This is a genomic window from Anabaena azotica FACHB-119 (assembly GCF_014697625.1).
In the GTDB taxonomy this organism is placed as follows: domain Bacteria; phylum Cyanobacteriota; class Cyanobacteriia; order Cyanobacteriales; family Nostocaceae; genus Trichormus; species Trichormus azoticus_A.
Map to the genome: position 1 here is coordinate 23917 of NZ_JACJSG010000002.1, position 18203 is coordinate 42119.

General features: G+C 44.0%; 12 protein-coding genes. 8 read left to right on the forward strand and 4 right to left on the reverse strand.

The window, feature by feature from the left end:
* The first annotated feature begins 552 nt into the window (after positions 1-552).
* The 4 genes from H6G83_RS01475 (at position 553) to H6G83_RS01490 (ending at position 9380) form a co-directional block, all read left to right on the forward strand.
* Positions 553-1113 (forward strand): DUF11 domain-containing protein, encoded by a 561-nt coding sequence (locus H6G83_RS01475; protein ID WP_190465926.1) that lies wholly within the window; start codon positions 553-555, stop codon positions 1111-1113.
* 259 nt (positions 1114-1372) lie between these two features.
* Positions 1373-2824: an isopeptide-forming domain-containing fimbrial protein gene (locus H6G83_RS01480; protein ID WP_190466454.1), complete on the forward strand. Its 1452-nt coding sequence runs from the start codon at positions 1373-1375 to the stop codon at positions 2822-2824.
* The gene (locus H6G83_RS01485; protein WP_190465928.1) at positions 2821-6603 is read left to right on the forward strand and encodes a TonB-dependent receptor; all 3783 of its coding nucleotides are present in this window, start codon (positions 2821-2823) and stop codon (positions 6601-6603) included. Before H6G83_RS01480 ends, H6G83_RS01485 begins: the two co-directional genes overlap by 4 nt.
* Positions 6600-9380 carry an SdrD B-like domain-containing protein gene (locus H6G83_RS01490; protein ID WP_190465930.1) on the forward strand — a complete coding sequence of 927 codons (2781 nt, stop codon included), beginning with the start codon at positions 6600-6602 and terminating at the stop codon, positions 9378-9380. Before H6G83_RS01485 ends, H6G83_RS01490 begins: the two co-directional genes overlap by 4 nt.
* A 141-nt stretch (positions 9381-9521) precedes the next feature.
* Here H6G83_RS01490 and H6G83_RS01495 read toward each other — a convergent pair whose 3' ends face one another.
* Complete coding sequence (locus H6G83_RS01495; protein ID WP_190465931.1) at positions 9522-9782, reverse strand: MoaD/ThiS family protein; 261 nt, start codon at positions 9780-9782, stop codon at positions 9522-9524.
* 130 nt (positions 9783-9912) lie between these two features.
* Here H6G83_RS01495 and H6G83_RS01500 point away from each other — a divergent pair, with 130 nt between their 5' ends.
* A complete protein-coding gene (locus H6G83_RS01500) occupies positions 9913-11244 on the forward strand; it encodes an aromatic ring-hydroxylating dioxygenase subunit alpha (protein ID WP_190465933.1) in 1332 nt (443 codons plus the stop codon).
* 110 nt (positions 11245-11354) lie between these two features.
* On the opposite strand, the gene H6G83_RS01505 is transcribed toward H6G83_RS01500, so the two are convergent.
* From H6G83_RS01505 to H6G83_RS01515, 3 genes are all read right to left on the reverse strand, one after another.
* Entirely contained in the window at positions 11355-11978 is a 624-nt protein-coding gene (locus tag H6G83_RS01505; RefSeq protein ID WP_190465935.1) for a J domain-containing protein, read from the reverse strand.
* 317 nt (positions 11979-12295) lie between these two features.
* Positions 12296-12889: an ATP-dependent Clp protease proteolytic subunit gene (locus tag H6G83_RS01510; RefSeq protein WP_190465937.1), complete on the reverse strand. Its 594-nt coding sequence runs from the start codon at positions 12887-12889 to the stop codon at positions 12296-12298.
* Positions 12890-13022: 133 nt separating this feature from the next.
* Entirely contained in the window at positions 13023-13685 is a 663-nt protein-coding gene (locus H6G83_RS01515) for an ATP-dependent Clp protease proteolytic subunit (protein WP_190465939.1), read from the reverse strand.
* A 352-nt stretch (positions 13686-14037) separates the two neighbouring features.
* On the opposite strand from H6G83_RS01515, the gene H6G83_RS01520 reads away from it, so the two are divergent.
* The 3 genes from H6G83_RS01520 (at position 14038) to H6G83_RS01530 (ending at position 18045) form a co-directional block, all read left to right on the forward strand.
* Positions 14038-15294, forward strand: coding sequence for a vWA domain-containing protein (locus H6G83_RS01520; protein WP_190465941.1), 1257 nt, complete (start codon positions 14038-14040; stop codon positions 15292-15294).
* Positions 15291-16574: a vWA domain-containing protein gene (locus H6G83_RS01525; RefSeq protein WP_190465943.1), complete on the forward strand. Its 1284-nt coding sequence runs from the start codon at positions 15291-15293 to the stop codon at positions 16572-16574. Before H6G83_RS01520 ends, H6G83_RS01525 begins: the two co-directional genes overlap by 4 nt.
* A gap of 214 nt (positions 16575-16788) precedes the next feature.
* Positions 16789-18045, forward strand: a complete 1257-nt coding sequence (locus tag H6G83_RS01530; protein ID WP_190465944.1) for an extracellular solute-binding protein — start codon at positions 16789-16791, stop codon at positions 18043-18045.
* Positions 18046-18203 lie beyond the last annotated feature (158 nt).

An 18203-nucleotide genomic window follows, 5' to 3' on the forward strand; every position in this document is an offset into this window, starting at 1 on the left:
CATTTGTCCTTTGTCATAATTTTTGGCAAAGGGCAAGGAAAGACTGTTATTTCCTGGCTTGATTGGGGAAGTATAAAATCATTGTTCATCCTTTTAGTAGGGGCGGCTTTGCGCCTCTACTACAAGTCGGGAATTATTTACTTTGTTCTACCTGTGACTTTTCACGTGATGTGGAATTAACGTCAGACCTAACCCCCCAGCCCCCTTCCCTAGTAGGGAAGGGGGAGAAAGACAAGCTTGTATTCTAGGTTTGGGTAGCGTGGCTTACCTGTGGGGGAGTGTAGCAAAGGCATGGGAAAGTTTTTCCAGATAGCGTGAAAAGTCAATTTTATACCTATGACTTTTCACGTTATGTGGAAAAGTTAACACCAGACCTAACCCCCCAGCCCCCTTCCCTAGTAGGGAAGGGGGAGAAATCAAAGCCTCTGGACTTGTAGGAGAGAGGTTTGGAGAGAGGTTTTCCAGATACCGCGAAAAGTCAATTTATACCTAGCATTTGTCAGTTTTACAGCGTTAGTACCAACATTTACTACATTTTTGAGGTTATCAATTATGAAGGGTGTTTCTTTAGCCAGTTTAGGAGCGATCGCACTAGTCGCTACAATACCATTTTTCAGTCAAATTCCAGGGGTTCCTCATGTTTGGCAGTCCCAGGCGATCGCGCAAAATCGCCAACCCCAAGGGGCAGTACAATTACGTTTAGATGTGGAAAAGCAAGTTGTTGCCCAGGATCAACAAGGTAAGCAAGTTAAGACTTGGGTGGCGTTGAAAGGTCAAGCCACTGTTACACCTGGAGACGTATTACGCTATACATTGAATGCAGAAAATAAAAGCGATCGCCCCATCAAAAATCTCAACCTAGACCAACCCATTCCCAGGGGGATGAGATACATCCTCAAATCTGCCACTGTGCCTGATAATGGCAAAATTACTTACAGCATCGATGGTGGACGTACTTTTGTAGACAATCCCACCGTCAAAGTTACCCTCCCCAATGGCGCTGTTGAACTCAGACCCGCGCCAGCCACTGCTTATACCAACATTCGCTTACTGATTCCCTCTCTGGCGGCTAAGTCAACCCTGAAGGCGACTTATCAAACCCAAGTCCGCTAATTTCGATGTTGAACGCCTGAAGCACAAAGTGCTGTTAAAGTCAATATTTCCATGAGTTCGCAACTGCGTTCCAGGCGTTTAATTTCGCAACTGGCCAAGATTTTCATGTATAAAAATTCCATTTAAGAAATTAAAGAGTCTTCCAGGGAGACGAGTATCAGTGAGCCGTTTTCACAAACAAAAGCAGATTAACCCCATCAATCGCTGGTTGCAACGGTTAACCGCAACATTTCTCCTGGGGAGTGTATTACATACTACTATGGCTACACCAACGCGATCGCAACCAGCAAGCAATGCAGTTGCGTCTCAGCAACCCGTAGATTTAATTAACCAAGCTGCCTACACTTATAGCGATCCTAATAGTAACAACAATTATCGAAGCAGTTCTAGCCAGTTGAATGTGACACCTGGGCCATTGGTTGACCCGTTGGGTAGGATTCTCGGCTGTGGAGGGTCGCTTTTACCGGACTATACAGGTTTTTCTGTTGGTATATACGAACCCAACCCCAACGACCCAACAGGAACAGAATTAGGGCAATTAGTTTCTTTAACGCTGACAGAATTACCTGATGTTCCTAATAATAATATTCCTGGTGGTTTGCGGCCAAATATTACTAATAGTAACCCCTATTTCATTTCTAATAGTTCTCCTGGTGTTTATAATTTCCTACTTGACCCCAACAGGGGGCAAACAGATCCAGGTAGAGTCTATATTTTGGTTGTCAATCCTCCGCCTAATTCGATTTATCGACAGCGCCGGATCAGGATTGAAATTATTAACAGTACCGGCACTATTAATAATAATGTTGTTCGTTATATTGCTACTTCTTTAGATGGTCAACCAATTAGTTTAACTGGCGATACCAGATTAGAAAGTACCGTAGTTTTAGTTCCCAACGCCGAAGTAGTGGGTTTAGATTTACTAGCTTTTGAGTTCACTACGAATATGTGTCAGCCGAGTCAGGTGCAAATAATCAAAACAGGCGATCGCGCTGCGGCTGAACCTGGAGATACGGTTATCTATCGTCTGACAGTCAGAAATTTAGCTGAAGTAGCTTTAAATAATGTAGTAATTACTGATAATTTACCCTTCGGTTTTAACTTTATACCTAAATCTGTACGCGGTGAAATAGATGGACAGCCAGTGACTTTCACCGCCGTAAGTAATGGAAACACTATTACTCTACGTACTGATGCAACTCTGCCTGCTGGTAAAGTAATTAACATTGCCTATGCGGCTCAATTGACTCCTGATGCGGTACGTGGTAGTGGTCGTAATAGTGCGATCGTCAATGCCCAACGTGCTGACAATGGATTTAGCACCAAAGACGGCCCAGCAACCCATCTACTGAAGATTCGCCCAGGTATAGTTGCAGATTGCGGCACAATTATCGGTCGAGTATTTGAAGATAAAAACTTTGATGGTGAACAGCAACCAGGGGAACCAGGGATTCCCAACGCGGTGATTTTCCTCCAAGATGGGAACCGCATCACCACAGATCCCAAGGGTTTGTTTTCCTTAGCCAACGCCTTACCCGGAAGCCACACGGGAGTCTTAGACCTTAGCAGCGTCCCTGGATACAAACTAGCTCCTAACAACAAATTTAAAGAACGCAATAGTCAATCTCGTCTAGTGCGCCTACAACCTGGCGGCTTGGTGAGGATGAACTTTGCAGTAACTCCCATCTCAGAGGAGGTAGTGAAGCCATGAAACCTGTAAGTATTTTGAATTTGCAGTTGATGGGAGCGATGGCTGGGGCTTTGAGCTTCGTGTTGTATCCAGCCATAGTTCATGCTGAGGTTCAGGAAAACTCCTCAGATATAAAGACGTTAGATACAACATCTCTACATATTCCCCCTTCCCTTGTAGGGAAGGGGGTTAGGGGGTTAGGTCAAACATCTGCATTAACCCAGCAAGAAATACAAAACCCCTCTCCAAACCTCTCCCCTACAAGGAGAGAGGCTTTAAATATTCCCCCTTCGCTTGTAGGGAAGAGGGGGTTAAGTCAAACTACTGAACTAACCAAAGAAGCAGAAGATTTGCAACTATCAGCAAATGCTATTCAACCATTCCCACCAGCAGATGATGTTGCATTACCCAAAGGCTTACGCAAATTAATCGCCCAAACAGATGGGAGTGATGGAGGAACGCCAGAAACTTCTACTACTGCCACGGGGGTAAAAATAGTAACTCCCACTGCTGACAGTGTTTTAGATGTGCCAGCAAGTACAATATCTGTACAATTTCCGGCTGGTAGTCAAGTAGAATTACGAGTAAATGGAGTATTGGTAGATGCTGCTTTAATTGGACGTACCGAAACTGATGCTGATACTAACTTAGTAACGCAGACATGGTATGGTGTATCCCTGAAAGAAGGTGAAAATATCGTTTCTGCCCAAATAGTTGGGGGGACGGAAGCACCTGTAACTGTAAAAGTCCTGGTGCGGGGAACGGCTAAGAAATTAACAATAGAAACCGTTGAATCTCGTGTTCCGGCGGATGGACGTTCCACGGCGACAATTCGCGGTCAACTGTTGGATGAAAAGGGTAATCCTTCTTATCAGGATGGTGTTGTTACTCTTATCCCTACGGCTGGGGAGTTGGTAGGACAGGACTTGAAACCGGAACAACCAGGGTTTCAGGTAGAGGCGAAAAAAGGTCAATTTACGGCCAAATTGCGATCGCCTCTACAAGCACAAATTGTCACCATCCGCGCGATCGCCAACCAGTTAGAAGCGTTTACTCAAGTACAATTTGAAACAGCCCTCCGTCCTAGTTTGGTGACTGGGGTAATTGATGTGCGTGTGGGGGCGAGAGGGACAAATTATTACGATAAATTACGTAATTTCCTCCCACCGAACCGGGATAATAGCACCCAGGTAGATTTTAACTCAGCCATCTTTGCCACGGGTGCGATCGGTGAGTGGTTATTTACGGGTGCATATAATAGTTCTCGTCCCCTGAACGAAGATTGTAACTGCGACAACCGTCTTTTTAGGTCATATCAATTTAACGAACAAAACTATCCAGTCTACGGCGATAGTTCCAAAGTTGATGTAGTTACCCCTTCCATTGACAGCGTATATCTGCGTTTTGAGCGTTCCACTGGTATTCCCGGTGCAGCACCTGATTATGCCATGTGGGGCGACTACAACACCGAAGAATTTGCCCGTTCTTCTCAACAATTTACCGCCGTTACTCGCCAACTCCACGGCTTTAAAGCTAACTACAACTTTGGCAACCTGCAATTAACAGGGTTTTACGGTAATAATGTCGAAGCCTTTCAACGAGATACCATAGCGCCGGATGGTACAAGCGGCTATTATTTCCTCTCGCGGCGGTTGGTAGTGGCGGGTAGTGAAAACGTGTTTATTGAGTTGGAAGAATTAAATCGTCCTGGTACAGTTCTGGAACGGAAATCACTCAATCGCGGCGCAGACTATGAAATAGATTACGATCGCGGTACTATCTTATTCCGTGAGCCAGTTTTGCGTACTGATGTAGATGCAAATGGACAAGTCCTCGTCCGTCGCATCGTTGCTACTTATCAATATGACAGCAAAAACTCAGATAGCAACATCTATGCAGGTCGTTTGCAATACAACTTCTCCCGCACAGCCAACCAAGAGAGTTGGCTAGCTGCAACTTACCTCAGAGAAAACCAAGGGGTGCGGGATTTTGAACTATATGGTGCAGATGCGAGGTTTTCTTTCGGTTCCCAAAGTGAATTAATTGCCGAATATGCCCATTCGACGAATAATTCTGACGTGATGGGGCTGGTAAGTGGCGCAGCATATCGATTTGAAGCACAAGGGCAGATTTTCGCAGGTTTACAAGGTCGTGCTTATTATCGCTATGCAGACACAGGCTTTGCCAATAACGCCACCATTAGTTTTACACCCGGTCAGACTCGCTATGGCGCACAATTGAGCGGGAAGGTATCGCCAACGACAAATCTGCGCTTGCAATACGACCATGAAGATAACTTTGGGGTGCAACCCCAACCTCTAGATACATTTGAAGAGTTATTTTCCCCCCGTTCCGAAGCCACCCCTGGTAGTAAAGTTGATAATTCCCTGACAACAATTTCGGCGGGGATTCAACAAAGGTTAGGGAAAGCCACTGTTGATGTAGATTGGATTCATCGCGATCGCCAAGACCGGATTCCCAATAATGCGTTAAATAGCACATCTAGTCAATTACGTAGTCGTTTCACCTATCCCCTCGCCAGCAACCTGACATTTCAAGCCCAAAACGAACTCACCTTGTCTTCCCAAAAAGACACAGTGTATCCCGACCGCACGGTTTTCGGGCTAAATTGGGCAGTTGTTCCTGGTGTAAATATCAGTCTGGCTCAACAGTATTACAACAGTGGTCAGAATGCTGGTAACTCCATCACCAGCTTGAATATTAACGGCGAACACAAACTCGGTTCTGATACCACCCTCACCGCACGTTACTCAATTCTTGGTGGTGCTAACGAATTGACGACCCAAGGAGCGATCGGTTTAAATAACCGTTGGATGATTGCTCGTGGTTTGCGGCTGAATCTGGCTTATGAAAGGGTTTTTGGCAACTTCTACAACCGTACAGCCGCAGGTCAACAATTCGCCCAACCCTTTGCAGTTGGTCAAAGTGCTTCAGCGATTGGATTTAATGGCGGTGATAGTTACAGCATCGGCTTGGAATATTCTGATAACCCGGAATTTCAAGCCAGCGCCCGTTATGAATATCGCACTTCTGCTTCTGGTTCCAACACCGTAATTTCCGCCGCCGCCGTGGGGAAGATTTCCCCCGCACTCACAGGTTTGCTGCGTTATCAACAAGCCAACTCTGCCAATCAAAGATTGACTGGGTTGGGTGATACAGTCAGTTTGAAAGTGGGTTTGGCTTACCGTGACCCCAAAAACGATAAATTTAACGCCTTGTTGCGTTATGAATATCGGGAAAATCCCGCAACTATTCCCGACACCATTTTGTTAGGTAGTGGTACAGGTTCCCAAGACCATACTTTTGCTTTAGAAGCCATTTATGCTCCTAATTGGCAATGGGAATTTTACGGTAAATATGCCTTGCGTAATAGCACTTCTTATTTAGCCAGTGATTTAGTCGGTACAAGTACGGTGAATTTAGGACAATTACGTGCTACTTATCGCCTGGGTTATAGTTGGGATTTGGTTGGTGAGGCGCGAGTAATTAGTCAGTCTAGTTATACAGAAACGGGTTTTGTAGTGGAGACTGGTTACTATTTAACTCCTAACCTACGCCTATCTGCTGGTTATGCGTTTGGGAGAGTCGATGACCGAGATTTTTCCGGGACGCGATCTGCTGGCGGCCCCTATTTGGGTTTAACTGTCAAGCTGGATGAATTGTTTGAGGGCTTCGGGAGACAAAAGCCGGTTCCACGCCAGCCAAAAGAATCTACAGTCACAGGTTTAGTTAAGCAGTTGAAGAGTGCAACACAGGGAGAGGCTAAGGGCGAGATATGAAAAGTTTATTTAAGCATTTACTGTCTCAGAACAAGCCAATTTCTGGGCGTTTAGGGAGTGATAGAAATAGGCAAAAGTCGCCCCTTTCCCGTTGTTATCCAGCCTTAAAATTGTTGCTTTCCCTACCACCAATACTGTTGATGTGGACGCTCACCAGCCAGAAGGCGCTGGGACAATCAGCCGTTACTCAACTCAATGCTACATACACCAACAACGGTGGTAACACAAGTGGTAATTATAGTATTCAAGGTGTAAAAAATCCTTCCCAAATCAACCAACACAAATTTAATCAAGGTACTACTAACGATCTGAGACTCACCTCTTTTATTTTATCAGGTCAAACATTTAATTTAATCAAACTGGTTAACAGGATTAACATCAATCGGCTTAATAATAGTGTGGTAACTGGGAAGCGGGAGTTACTATTCTACGAGAGAGACCCAAACTTTTCCTTACCCAGTAATCTCAATGTCAAACCCTCCGCCGCCACGACAATGGAGCAAGCCCTACTTTCTGATATCATCAACAGAGGTACTGACAATATTTTTGGCAATCAGGGCAGTATTATAAATAATATTGAGTCCAACAATAACAACATTGAGCGTGTAGATTTTGTAGAAACAGGTGGCTTAGTAGCTCCTTCAGCAAACTTGGATGGAATTGGTTTCCTTGTGCTTGAGCGTGGTGCTAACGATGGCTTTAAAATTGCTGCTATTACTGCAATTGATGCTGCTGGCAACCCAACTGCATTTGGCCCTTTGAAAACCGCTACAATCTCAAATTGGGGAAATGGAACGAACACCAGTATTCAAACAGAAGTGATGCGGAAAGACCCAGGAGAAGCTAACCTGAGATATACAGACAGCGTTCCCTCACAGAAAATCGGTGCTATTTATTTTAGTTATCAGTCTCTTGGTGTTAGTCCAAATCAGACTATATATGGTTATTCACTGTTCCCGCCAGATATCACCACTACCGATAGCTCTGATTTAGTAAATCTAATTGGCTTCCCTAAAGATACCGACTCCACTACTGATGGTGGATTAGATTTAATAGCTGGTGGCGGCGTTTTTCTTCGCAATACAATTCCAACGACAGACCTGCAAATCACCAAAACTGATAATTTAACCAATATCACCCCAGGAAGTAATACCACTTATACAATTACTGTCAAAAATAATGGCCCTACCACTGTTAACAGCTTGACGGTTCAGGATACGCCGCCTGCGTCACTGCAAAATGTGCAGTTTAGTACTAACGATGGAACCTATAACAGTAATACAGGAGAATGGACAGGATTAAACCTTGCACCTAATCAAAGTGTAGTTTTGAGGATGACGGCTACGGTGTCGGCTAATGCTACTGGAATTATTACTAATACGGCTACTGTTAGCCCTCCTTCTGGAGTGGTTGATAGTAATAACGAGAATAACAGCAGTACGGATAAAACAAACGTAACTCCCACCGCAGACCTGGAAATCACCAAAACCGATGATTTAACCACCATCAACCCAGGAAGTAATACTATTTATACAATTACTGTCAAAAATAATGGCCCTACCACTGTTAACAGCTTGACGGTTCAGGATACGCCGCCTGCGTCACTGCAAAATGTGCAGTTTAGTACTAACGATGGAACCTATAACAGTAATACAGGAGAATGGACAGGATTAAACCTTGCACCTAATCAAAGTGTAGTTTTGAGGATGACGGCTACGGTGTCGGCTAATGCTACTGGAATTATTACTAATACGGCTACTGTTAGCCCTCCTTCTGGAGTGGTTGATAGTAATAACAAGAATAACAGCAGTACGGATACGACAAACGTAGTATCAACTTTCACCATTTCTGGTACTTTGTATCGAGACAGCGATGGTGAGGATGATTTTGATTCCGGTGAAACGACGCTACCAGCAAATATTACAGTTAGACTGCTCAACGCCAGCGATAATTCTGTCATCGCCAGTACTACAACTAACGCCACTGGAGGTTATGCTTTTAATAATATTGCCAATGGTAGTTATAAGGTTCAAGTCGATCCGAGCGATGCTGATATTCCCTCTAACTTGACCTTGGGAACACCTAATAATGTTACTGTAACTGTGTCCGGGTCTAATCAGGTTGTTAACTTTGGGTTTGATGTTGTGGCGGTCAGTGCTAAAGCTAACCTGTTACTGGTGAAGCGCATCACAGCATTGAACAACGGTATCACGACGATCGCCGGCGATGACTTGGGTGTTTATCTCAATGAACCCAGTAACCCTTATGATGATAATACCTTAGATAATCCTGCACCACAACAACCCGACACTCAATTCTGGCCTGATCCTAATAATTTTCTCTTTGGCGGCGTTAACGGTGGTAATGTCCGACCAGGGGATGAACTAGAATACACGATCTATTTTCTCTCTGCTGGTCAGGCGATCGCCAAGAATGTTTTGATCTGCGATCGCATCCCTGATAACGTTAGTTTTATCCCTACGGCGTTCAACAGCAACCCCCCCCAAGCCACAGACGGTATCCCAAAGGCTGACCGAGGTCTAGTTCTCAGCTACAACGGAACTAAAGTATCTCTGACAGGTGTTGTGGATGGTGATGCGGGAGTTTATTTTCCTCCTGGCGTAGACCCGACAACTATCTACCCCAACATTAACTGTAATGGTGCTAATACTAATGGTACTGTGGTTGTGAATTTAGGCGATTTACCTTTTGCAACTGATTCTGGTGTACCGCTTAATTCCTACGGTTTTATCCGTTTTCGCGGTAGTGTGAAATGATTGGGGATTGGGGACTGGGGGGTGGGGACTGGGGACTGGGGGAGATGAGGGAGTAACCCACCCCTAGCCCCTCCCAGGAGGGGAATGTGGAGATGAGGGAGAAAAATTATGGACTATGGACTATGGACTATGGACTATTGACTAGCCACCACTAACTGGTGGTATTAGCACGACTTCATCGCCATCTTTTAAGGCTGTATCGGGTTCGACAAATATTAGGTTAACGCCGAAGCGGGTGATGTCGCGCCATTTGGCTAGTTCTGGGTGTTCGGTGATTAGGCGATCGCGCACTGCACTCACTGGTGTACCATTAGGAAATTGCAAAACCAGTTCTGGTATTCCATAAGCTTCCTGATACGCTGCAAATAATTTAACGGTAATACTAATTGCTGAATTGGTCATATTTTCGTCCTCGGTTTGATTGGGCGAGGAATTTTACAACAGGGAACTCACAAACATTTTTTACCAATTTGAGTAATGATCAGAATTGGCGGATAGTCAATTATTAAAATTCACCTAATTCTACGATCAAATGGAACCTGAGTTTAATTTTTTTCAGCATTGGTATCCTGTCTCACCCATAGAAGACTTAGACCCCAAACGACCAACCCCTGTCACTATTTTGGGAATGGCTTTGGTTATCTGGAAGCCTCCCTCTTCAGAGACTTTTCGGGTCTTTTTAGATCAATGTCCCCACCGTTTAGCACCCTTAAGTGAGGGGCGAATTGAGGATAAGACAGGAAATTTGATGTGTAGTTATCATGGCTGGGAATTTGACGCTAAGGGTATCTGTACAAGAATTCCTCAAGCTGAAAATGCAGAAATAGTTACCAAAAATCAGGATGATTTCTGCGTAATTTCCTTCCCCGTCCGTCAAGAAAATGACTTACTTTGGGTTTGGCCTGATGCCAAATCACCAGAATTAGCTAATCAAACGCCCTTACCTTTATCACCGCAAATAGATGCAAGTAAAGGCTTTGTTTGGAGTTCTTTTGTACGTGATTTAGCATACGACTGGCAAACCTTAGTAGAAAATGTCGCCGATCCTAGCCATGTTCCTTTTGCCCATCATGGAGTGCAAGGTAGGCGAGAACAAGCAGGATCAGTGCCTTTAAAGATTGTGGAATCAACTGCAAATTTAATTGAAGCAAAAATAGACAGACAATTCAAAAGCACAATCACTTTTGAACCACCTTGTCGCCTAGAGTATGCTATGAGTTTTGGCAATCCTGAAAAACGACTAGGGCTAATTACTTACTGTATTCCTGTAGCTCCTGGTAAATCAAGGATTGTTGCTCAATTTAGCCGCGATTTTGCTAAAGGGTTGAACCGTTTTATTCCTCGTTGGTGGGATCACATCACTAACCGGAATGCAGTTCTAGATGGAGATATGGTTTTGCTGATTCAGCAAGAACACTTACTGCAACAAAAACAATCACAACAAAGTTGGAAAACGGCTTATAAATTACCAACAAATGCCGATCGCCTAGTCATTGAGTTTCGCAAGTGGTTTGATCAATATTGTCACGGTCAATTACCTTGGCAGGAGGTAGGAATTAACCTAACCGAAAACTTGACAGTCAACGACAACCATGAAGTTGTCCTAGACCGTTACAAACAACACACACAGCATTGCAGTAGCTGTCGTCAAGCATTAAAAAACATCCAGCGACTACAACTGTTCCTTTTAGGATATTTTGTCATTATTATTTCCACCGTTGCCATTCTCCCCGATTCCTTAAGATTGCGGTTAGGTTTACCCTTGTTAATTACAGCACTCTTAGGATTAGGGCTTTATTCTTGGCTAAAATTATGGCTTGTGCCTAAATTTTACTTTGTAGATTATATCCACGCGGAAAGATAGGGATGGGGGAGCAGGGGGAGCAGGGGGAGCAACCCACCCCTAACCCCTCCCAGGAGGGGAACAGTAGAGAAGAATAACTAATGACTAATGACTAATGACTAATGACTCAATTAAAATATTTGCTCTAATTTTTGAAAGTCGCGTTGTACTTCTTCCCATAAGGCTTTGTTATGGGGGTCGGTTTTTAAGGCTTTTTTGAGATAGACTCTGGCTTTGAGGAGTTGATTTTCATTGATTAGGGCGCGTCCCCAAATTTGATAGGCGATCGCTTGCCATTGTCGCACTTCTGCATCCTTGGGTAGACGTGCTGACAAAGCCTCGGCTAAGGCGATCGCTTGCGGGAATCTTCGCTCACGCAAAAACCGTTGCAGTTGTTCGTAAGTCTTCCACTTCAACCTTTGTTCGATTTCGGCAATATTCGGCGGTTTTGCGGCGGCGGGCTTTTCCGTTGTCGCGGTTGCTGTGGGGGCTTTTTCCTGACGGGTAGTTTGAGTATTTTCGCTGCTAACTGTAGTCTTTTCCTGAGACTTTTGGGTAGTCGCCTGCGGCGGTACGACAGTCAGCAGGAATCTATAAGCCTCAGTTAAGGCAATAAACTTATCTTGAGCTTTTTTATCACCGGGGTTGATATCAGGATGATATTGCTGCGCTAGTCGTCGGTATGACGCTTTGATATCAGCAAATGAAGCCCCCGACCTTAAACCTAATAAACGGTAGCAATCTCCGAGATCCATTTTGATCTACTTAATTTATGTAATCTTCAGCAATCAGCTATAGCAGGGAACAGGGAACAGGGGACAGGGAACAGAATTAAAAGCCTTGTTAAATAAGGACTTTATGACTGATTGATATCCTCATGTATCTAGTCACCACTATGTAGGCTCTATGCTGAAATTTCTAATAATAAACAATAATCTTATAGTTTATAGTACATTTTTGGCAGTTTTTTTAAAGATTGGGTACTGGATGTGTCAGTTATCAGTTATCTGGTTGTGTTAACTGATAACTGATAACTGATAACTGTTCACTGATTGAGTCCCCAGTCCCTCACCTACGGGCGTTCCTCAATCACACGGTCAATTAAACCGTATTCTTTCGCCTCTTGTGCGGACATGAAAAAGTCGCGATCCATGTCTTTTTCAATTTTGGCTAGGGTTTGACCTGTGTTGTTAGCGTAGATTTGGTTGAGTTGGTGGCGAATTCGTAAGATTTCTCTGGCTTCGATTTCGATGTCGGTGGCTTGTCCACGGGTTCCACCGGAGGGTTGGTGAATCATAATCCGGGAGTGGGGTAGGGCGAGGCGTTTGCCTTTTGTCCCAGCCGCCAACAGGAAGGAACCCATAGAAGCTGCTAAACCTACACAAATTGTGACCACATCTGATTTGATGTGCTGCATTGTGTCATAAATCGCCAAGCCGGATGTTACCATCCCACCAGGGGAGTTGATGTATAAGTAAATGTCTTTACCTGGGTCTTCTGAATCTAGATACAGCATGACGGCGATGATTTGGTTAGCAATTTCATCATCAACATCACGTCCCAAGAAAATAATTCTTTCCCGGTAGAGGCGATCGTAAATGCTAATCCAATCGGTAAACTGTCCGCCTGGCATCCGGTACGGAACTTTAGGAACTCCTATAGGCATTTTTTTGACTCCGTTTGTAATTTAGTTATTAGTCCATAGTCCATAGTCCATAGTCCATAGTCCATAGTCCATAACCTTGATTTTGAGCGGTTGACTGTTGACTGTTGACTGTTGACTATTGACTATTGACTCTTTAAAGCACACTTGCAGGTAGGGGAGGATTGGCGAGTTCTTCTTTTTCAAAGACTCGATCAATTAAGCCGTAATCTCTGGCTTGGTAAGGAGTCATGTAGAAAAGACGATCCATGTCTTTGGTGATTTTTTCTGGCGGCTGTCCGGTGGTGCGGGAGATAATATCAACCATTGACGCTTTGTTTACCAGAACTTCCTTCGCCCGAATTTGAATATCCGTTGCTTGACCTTGGGCGTAGCTCTTGGGTTGGTGCAGGATAATTGAGGAGTTGGGTAAACTAGCGCGACAACCTTTTGTGCCAGCACTGAGTAACATCGCAGCCATACCCATCGCGGAACCGATGCAAATGGTGTGAATTGGGGGCTTGATGTACTTCATGGTGTCGTAGATGGCGAAGGCTTCGGTTTCAAAGCCGATAGGGTCGCCACTATAACCAGATGTGCCGGTGGAGTTGATATAAATTTTAATTGGTTTTTCGGGGTCGTCTGACTGTAAATACAACAATTGAGCAACTATCAATTCCGTAACAGCAGGAACCAGTGGCATCCCCAGATAGACTATTCGTTCCTTGAGGAGGAGAGAGGGTAAATCTGGCGGCGGTGTCCGGTAGAAGTTATCGCCGTAGTAAGGGGCTTGAACAGCCTTGATGGGGGAGTTTTCCATAGCAACTGATCGCCTAAAATTAAGCCGTTAACTGTAATACATCCTAGCGTGATGCTTGCTCGGTTGATGTGCGGTTTTCTCGCTAATCAACACTGACTTAGCTTCTGCCAAGAAATGGCCTCTAGGATATTCTGAGTATATAGCAGGAGGCAGGAGGCAGGAGGCAGGAGGCAGAAGGTAGACATTGTTATTGCTGACAATTGAGGTTTCAAAATGTCCTCATCTGTATGGCTAAGGTTATGGAATATAGAAATATATTGATGAATTGGCTTTAATTAAGTTTTCCGTAGTGCTGCTGTAGCGCTTTGGAGTTATTTGTGAATGTGTAGATTCCCCATAGGAAGTTTGACGAATGAAAGTTAATTTGCAGCCTGTCCTGAATGATGCTAATGTGGACGCGCTACAGCCTAGTAGTCAGCGTCAGTTGGCAATTTCGATTTCTGCTGGTGCTGAACCACAAGACCGCAGTGTGCCGCTTAATTTATGCTTGATTCTTGACCATAGCGGTTCGATGAATGGGCGACCGTTGGAGACTGTCAAACAGGCGGCGATGCGTTTGGTTGACCGACTGAAGCCGGGCGATCGCCTGAGTGTGGTAGCTTTCGATCATCGTGCTAAGGTCTTAGTACCCAATCAACCGATTAAAGACCCAGAACAAATCAAAAAACAAATTAGTCGGCTGGCGGCTGATGGGGGAACGGCGATTGATGAGGGTTTGCGCTTGGGTATTGAGGAGTTAGCTAAGGGTAAGAAGGAAACGATTTCTCAAGCTTTCTTGCTGACGGATGGGGAAAATGAACATGGCGATAATAATCGCTGCTTGAAATTCGCTCAGTTGGCGGCTGGTTATAACTTGACGTTGAACACTCTGGGATTCGGCGACAACTGGAACCAAGATGTTTTGGAAAAAATTGCGGACGCTGGTTTGGGAACTTTGTCTTATATCCAGAAACCCGAACAAGCTGTGGGTGAATTTGGTCGTCTGTTCAGCCGCATTCAAGCGGTAAGTCTAACTAATGCTTATTTAATGGTGTCCCTCGCGCCTAATATCCGCCTAGCGGAACTCAAACCTATTGCCCAAGTTGCGCCAGACACAATTGAGTTACCTGTGCAGCAAGAAACTGATGGACGTTTTGCTGTTCGCTTGGGTGATTTGATGAAGGATGTAGAAAGGGTGATTTTGACTAATATTTATCTGGGACAGTTGCCAGAAGGTAAACAACCAATTGCCAATGTGCAAGTGCGTTATGATAATCCAGCACAGGATCAACTGGGGTTATTCACTCCCAACATCCCCGTTTATGCCAATGTTGTCAAGGTGTACCAACCAGAAGTTAACCCCAGGGTGCAGCAGTCGATTTTGGCTTTGGCTAAGTATCGGCAAACTCAGCTAGCAGAGGCGAAATTACAACAGGGCGATCGCGCGGGTGCGGCTACTATGTTACAAACTGCTGCGAAAACTGCCCTACAAATGGGTGATACAGGTGCGGCGACAGTTTTACAAACCTCTGCGACTCAACTCCAAGCTGGGCAAGATTTATCGGAAAGCGATCGCAAGAAAACTCGGATTGTCTCCAAAACCGTCTTGCAAGATATCCCCCCTAAATGAAAGTTCAATTACTCTCAGCCTTAAGTGATACAAATATTGATGCCAACCAATTAAACAGCCAGCGTCAATTAGCTATTTCTATTTCTGCGATCGCCGAGCAGTTTGAGCAAAATTTACCGCTCAATTTATGCTTGATTTTGGATCAAAGTGGTTCCATGCACGGTAAGCCGTTGAACACGGTGATTGCAGCTGTAGAAAATTTAGTAGATCGGTTACAAAGTGGCGATCGCATTTCAGTTGTGGCTTTTGCGGGTTCTGCGACAGTCATTATCCCCAATCAAGTCGTCGAAGACCCGGAAACTATCAAAACCCAAATTAGAAAGCGATTGAGGGCTAGCGGTGGTACAGTTATTGCTGAGGGTTTGCACCAGGGAATTACAGAACTGATGAAGGGAACAAGAGGTGCTGTGTCCCAAGCCTTCCTGTTAACAGATGGTCATGGTGAAAATGGTATCAAGGTTTGGAAGTGGGAAATTGGCCCTGATGATCATCGGCGCTGTCTAGAATTTGCTAAGAAGGCGGCGAAAATTAACCTCACTATCAATACTTTGGGGTTTGGTTACGGTTGGAATCAGGATTTATTAGAAAAAATTGCTGATGCTGGTGGGGGAACTCTAGCTCATATTGAGCGCCCAGAACAAGCTGTGCATCAATTTAACCGCCTATTTACGCGGGTGCAATCGGTGGGGTTAACTAATGCTTATCTGATGCTGTCGCTTGCGCCTCATGTCCGGTTGGCAGAACTTCGTCCCATTGCCCAAGTTGCCCCTGATATTATTGAGTTACCCGTGGAACCTGAAGCCGATGGTAGTTTTATTGTCCGCTTGGGAGATGTGATGAAAAATTCCCAACGGGTGGTTTTGCTGAATCTTTATCTGGGGAAGTTACCCGAAGGACAGCAGATCATCGGGAATGTGCAAGTCCGCTATGATAATCCTGCTTTGGATGAGGAAGGTTTGCTGTCACAGGTTTGGCCTGTGTATGCAAATGTGATGCAGGCTTATCAAGCAGATTTTGACGCGGAAGTACACAAATATATTTTGACCTTGGCTAAGTATCGGCAAACGCAACTAGCTGAGACTAAGTTACAACAAGGCGATCGCTCTGGTGCGGCGACAATGTTACAAACTGCTGCGAAAACAGCTTTACAAATCGGCGATCAGAATGCAGCCACGGTTTTACAAACTTCTGCAACCCGTTTGCAAGCTGGGGAAAAGCTTTCTGATGCAGATTTGAAAAAGACTCGCATGGTTGCTAAGACGGTTTTACAAAGTTTTTAGGGATTGGGGATTGGGGACTGGGGACTGGGGAGATGAGGAAGATAAGATAGTGAGGTAAAATAATTTTTGACAGTGAAAAATGGCACTAATGGTAGCATTGTTGCCTTTAGTCAAAGTATGCGTAGTTTTATAATAAATTACCGCTATAAATGCTGAATTGATGAATAATATATTGCAGCTTTCTCATTATTCCATCAATTCTTGCAATAAAGATATGAAAGTTTTTCAGAAAGGTGCTTGGTTTGCTTTAGGACTTGCCTCAACAACTGTATTCGTTTCTCTGCAAAATTTCGGTCAGTTTTCTTTGGCTGGAAAAGCCCAAACAAATCCTAATAAAACTACCCTACGTGTTGCATTATTTCCATATATTCCTGATGCTGCTGACGATAAATACAACAAACTAATTACAAGAATAGAGACAGAGTTTGAGAAGAACAACCCTTCAGTTGATTTAGTTCTCAAGCCTATAGACCCTAATGAAGAGGGTTTTTATGAGCTAGATACTTTAAAAAAATGGTTAACTGATTCTCCAGCAAATAATGGCTATGACCTTGTAGAAGTAGATACTTTATTATTGGGTGATATTGTCAAAGCAAACGTGATTCAAGCATGGAATGTACCTAAAAATCAACCAGATTGGCATCCAGCAGGACAAAAGGCTGTAACTGTAAATAACCAAATATATGGTATTCCCCATTGGCTTTGTAGTCACTTTATTTTTTCCCGCGATAAATCAGTTGTAGAAGCAAAATCAATTACAGAACTTCTTTCTACTCTTAATCAGGTTAATCCCAATACACCAAATGTAGCGGGAGATTTGAGAGGAAGTTGGAATTTACCTGCTCTTTATCTAGATGCTTGGGCTGATACCTATGGTGCAGATAAAGTTGCTTCAGCTATATCACCTAATCTTGCTCCAGATGTCATACAACCATTTAAGGCTTTCTCTCAAGAATGTGTTACTAATGGGAAAAATCCCTGTTTGGATGACACTTATCATAATAATGCTGATTTGAGTGCCAAAGATTTCGCTGAAGGTAAAGTGGATGCGTTTTTTGGATATTCAGAAAGGCTAAATTTTATATTGAAACAGGGAGTAAGCAATACAGATGTGAAAATAGCTTCCGCGCCACTTGGTCAAGGAAAGCGCCCTCTCCTATTTGTTGATGCTTTTGTTTTACAAAAAGATTGCAATCAAGCTTGTAAAAAAGCTGCTACCAGTTTTGTTACTTATATAAATGCACCGCAAACTCAAGAATGGATTTTGATGAGTCAAGATGCTGGTAAAAAAGCTATTCCTAGATACGTAATTCCGGCTACACTCAGTGCGTTTCAAACACCCAAGGTCAAGCAAGACCCATACTACAAGGTGATAAAATCAGAAATTCAAAACGGCTTGCCTTATCCTAGTTCGGGGTTTCCAGAGAGTCGAAAACAAATGAGCGATCGCATTCTCCAGGCGCTACAATAAACAAGTTTCCATAGAATTGAGCTTTGCTGAATGTCTGAATGTGGGGAAAATGCGTTTATTTCCCCCACAGATTTAAATGCAGCGACTATATTAATACTTATAGTGTCTTGTTTGCTAGGCTTAAGCGAAAGATTTAAAATTTAACTAAATAACCCTTA

Bases quoted from the DNA above. Each gene is read 5' to 3' on its own strand.
- H6G83_RS01500 (WP_190465933.1), top strand. From the start codon at position 9,913: ATGGAACCTGAGTTTAATTTTTTTCAGCATTGGTATCCTGTCTCACCC.
- H6G83_RS01530 (WP_190465944.1), top strand. From the start codon at position 16,789: ATGAAAGTTTTTCAGAAAGGTGCTTGGTTTGCTTTAGGACTTGCCTCA.
- H6G83_RS01505 (WP_190465935.1), bottom strand. From the start codon at position 11,978: ATGGATCTCGGAGATTGCTACCGTTTATTAGGTTTAAGGTCGGGGGCT.
- H6G83_RS01510 (WP_190465937.1), bottom strand. From the start codon at position 12,889: ATGCCTATAGGAGTTCCTAAAGTTCCGTACCGGATGCCAGGCGGACAG.
- H6G83_RS01485 (WP_190465928.1), top strand. From the start codon at position 2,821: ATGAAACCTGTAAGTATTTTGAATTTGCAGTTGATGGGAGCGATGGCT.
- H6G83_RS01480 (WP_190466454.1), top strand. From the start codon at position 1,373: ATGGCTACACCAACGCGATCGCAACCAGCAAGCAATGCAGTTGCGTCT.
- H6G83_RS01515 (WP_190465939.1), bottom strand. From the start codon at position 13,685: ATGGAAAACTCCCCCATCAAGGCTGTTCAAGCCCCTTACTACGGCGAT.
- H6G83_RS01490 (WP_190465930.1), top strand. From the start codon at position 6,600: ATGAAAAGTTTATTTAAGCATTTACTGTCTCAGAACAAGCCAATTTCT.
- H6G83_RS01495 (WP_190465931.1), bottom strand. From the start codon at position 9,782: ATGACCAATTCAGCAATTAGTATTACCGTTAAATTATTTGCAGCGTAT.
- H6G83_RS01475 (WP_190465926.1), top strand. From the start codon at position 553: ATGAAGGGTGTTTCTTTAGCCAGTTTAGGAGCGATCGCACTAGTCGCT.
- H6G83_RS01525 (WP_190465943.1), top strand. From the start codon at position 15,291: ATGAAAGTTCAATTACTCTCAGCCTTAAGTGATACAAATATTGATGCC.
- H6G83_RS01520 (WP_190465941.1), top strand. From the start codon at position 14,038: ATGAAAGTTAATTTGCAGCCTGTCCTGAATGATGCTAATGTGGACGCG.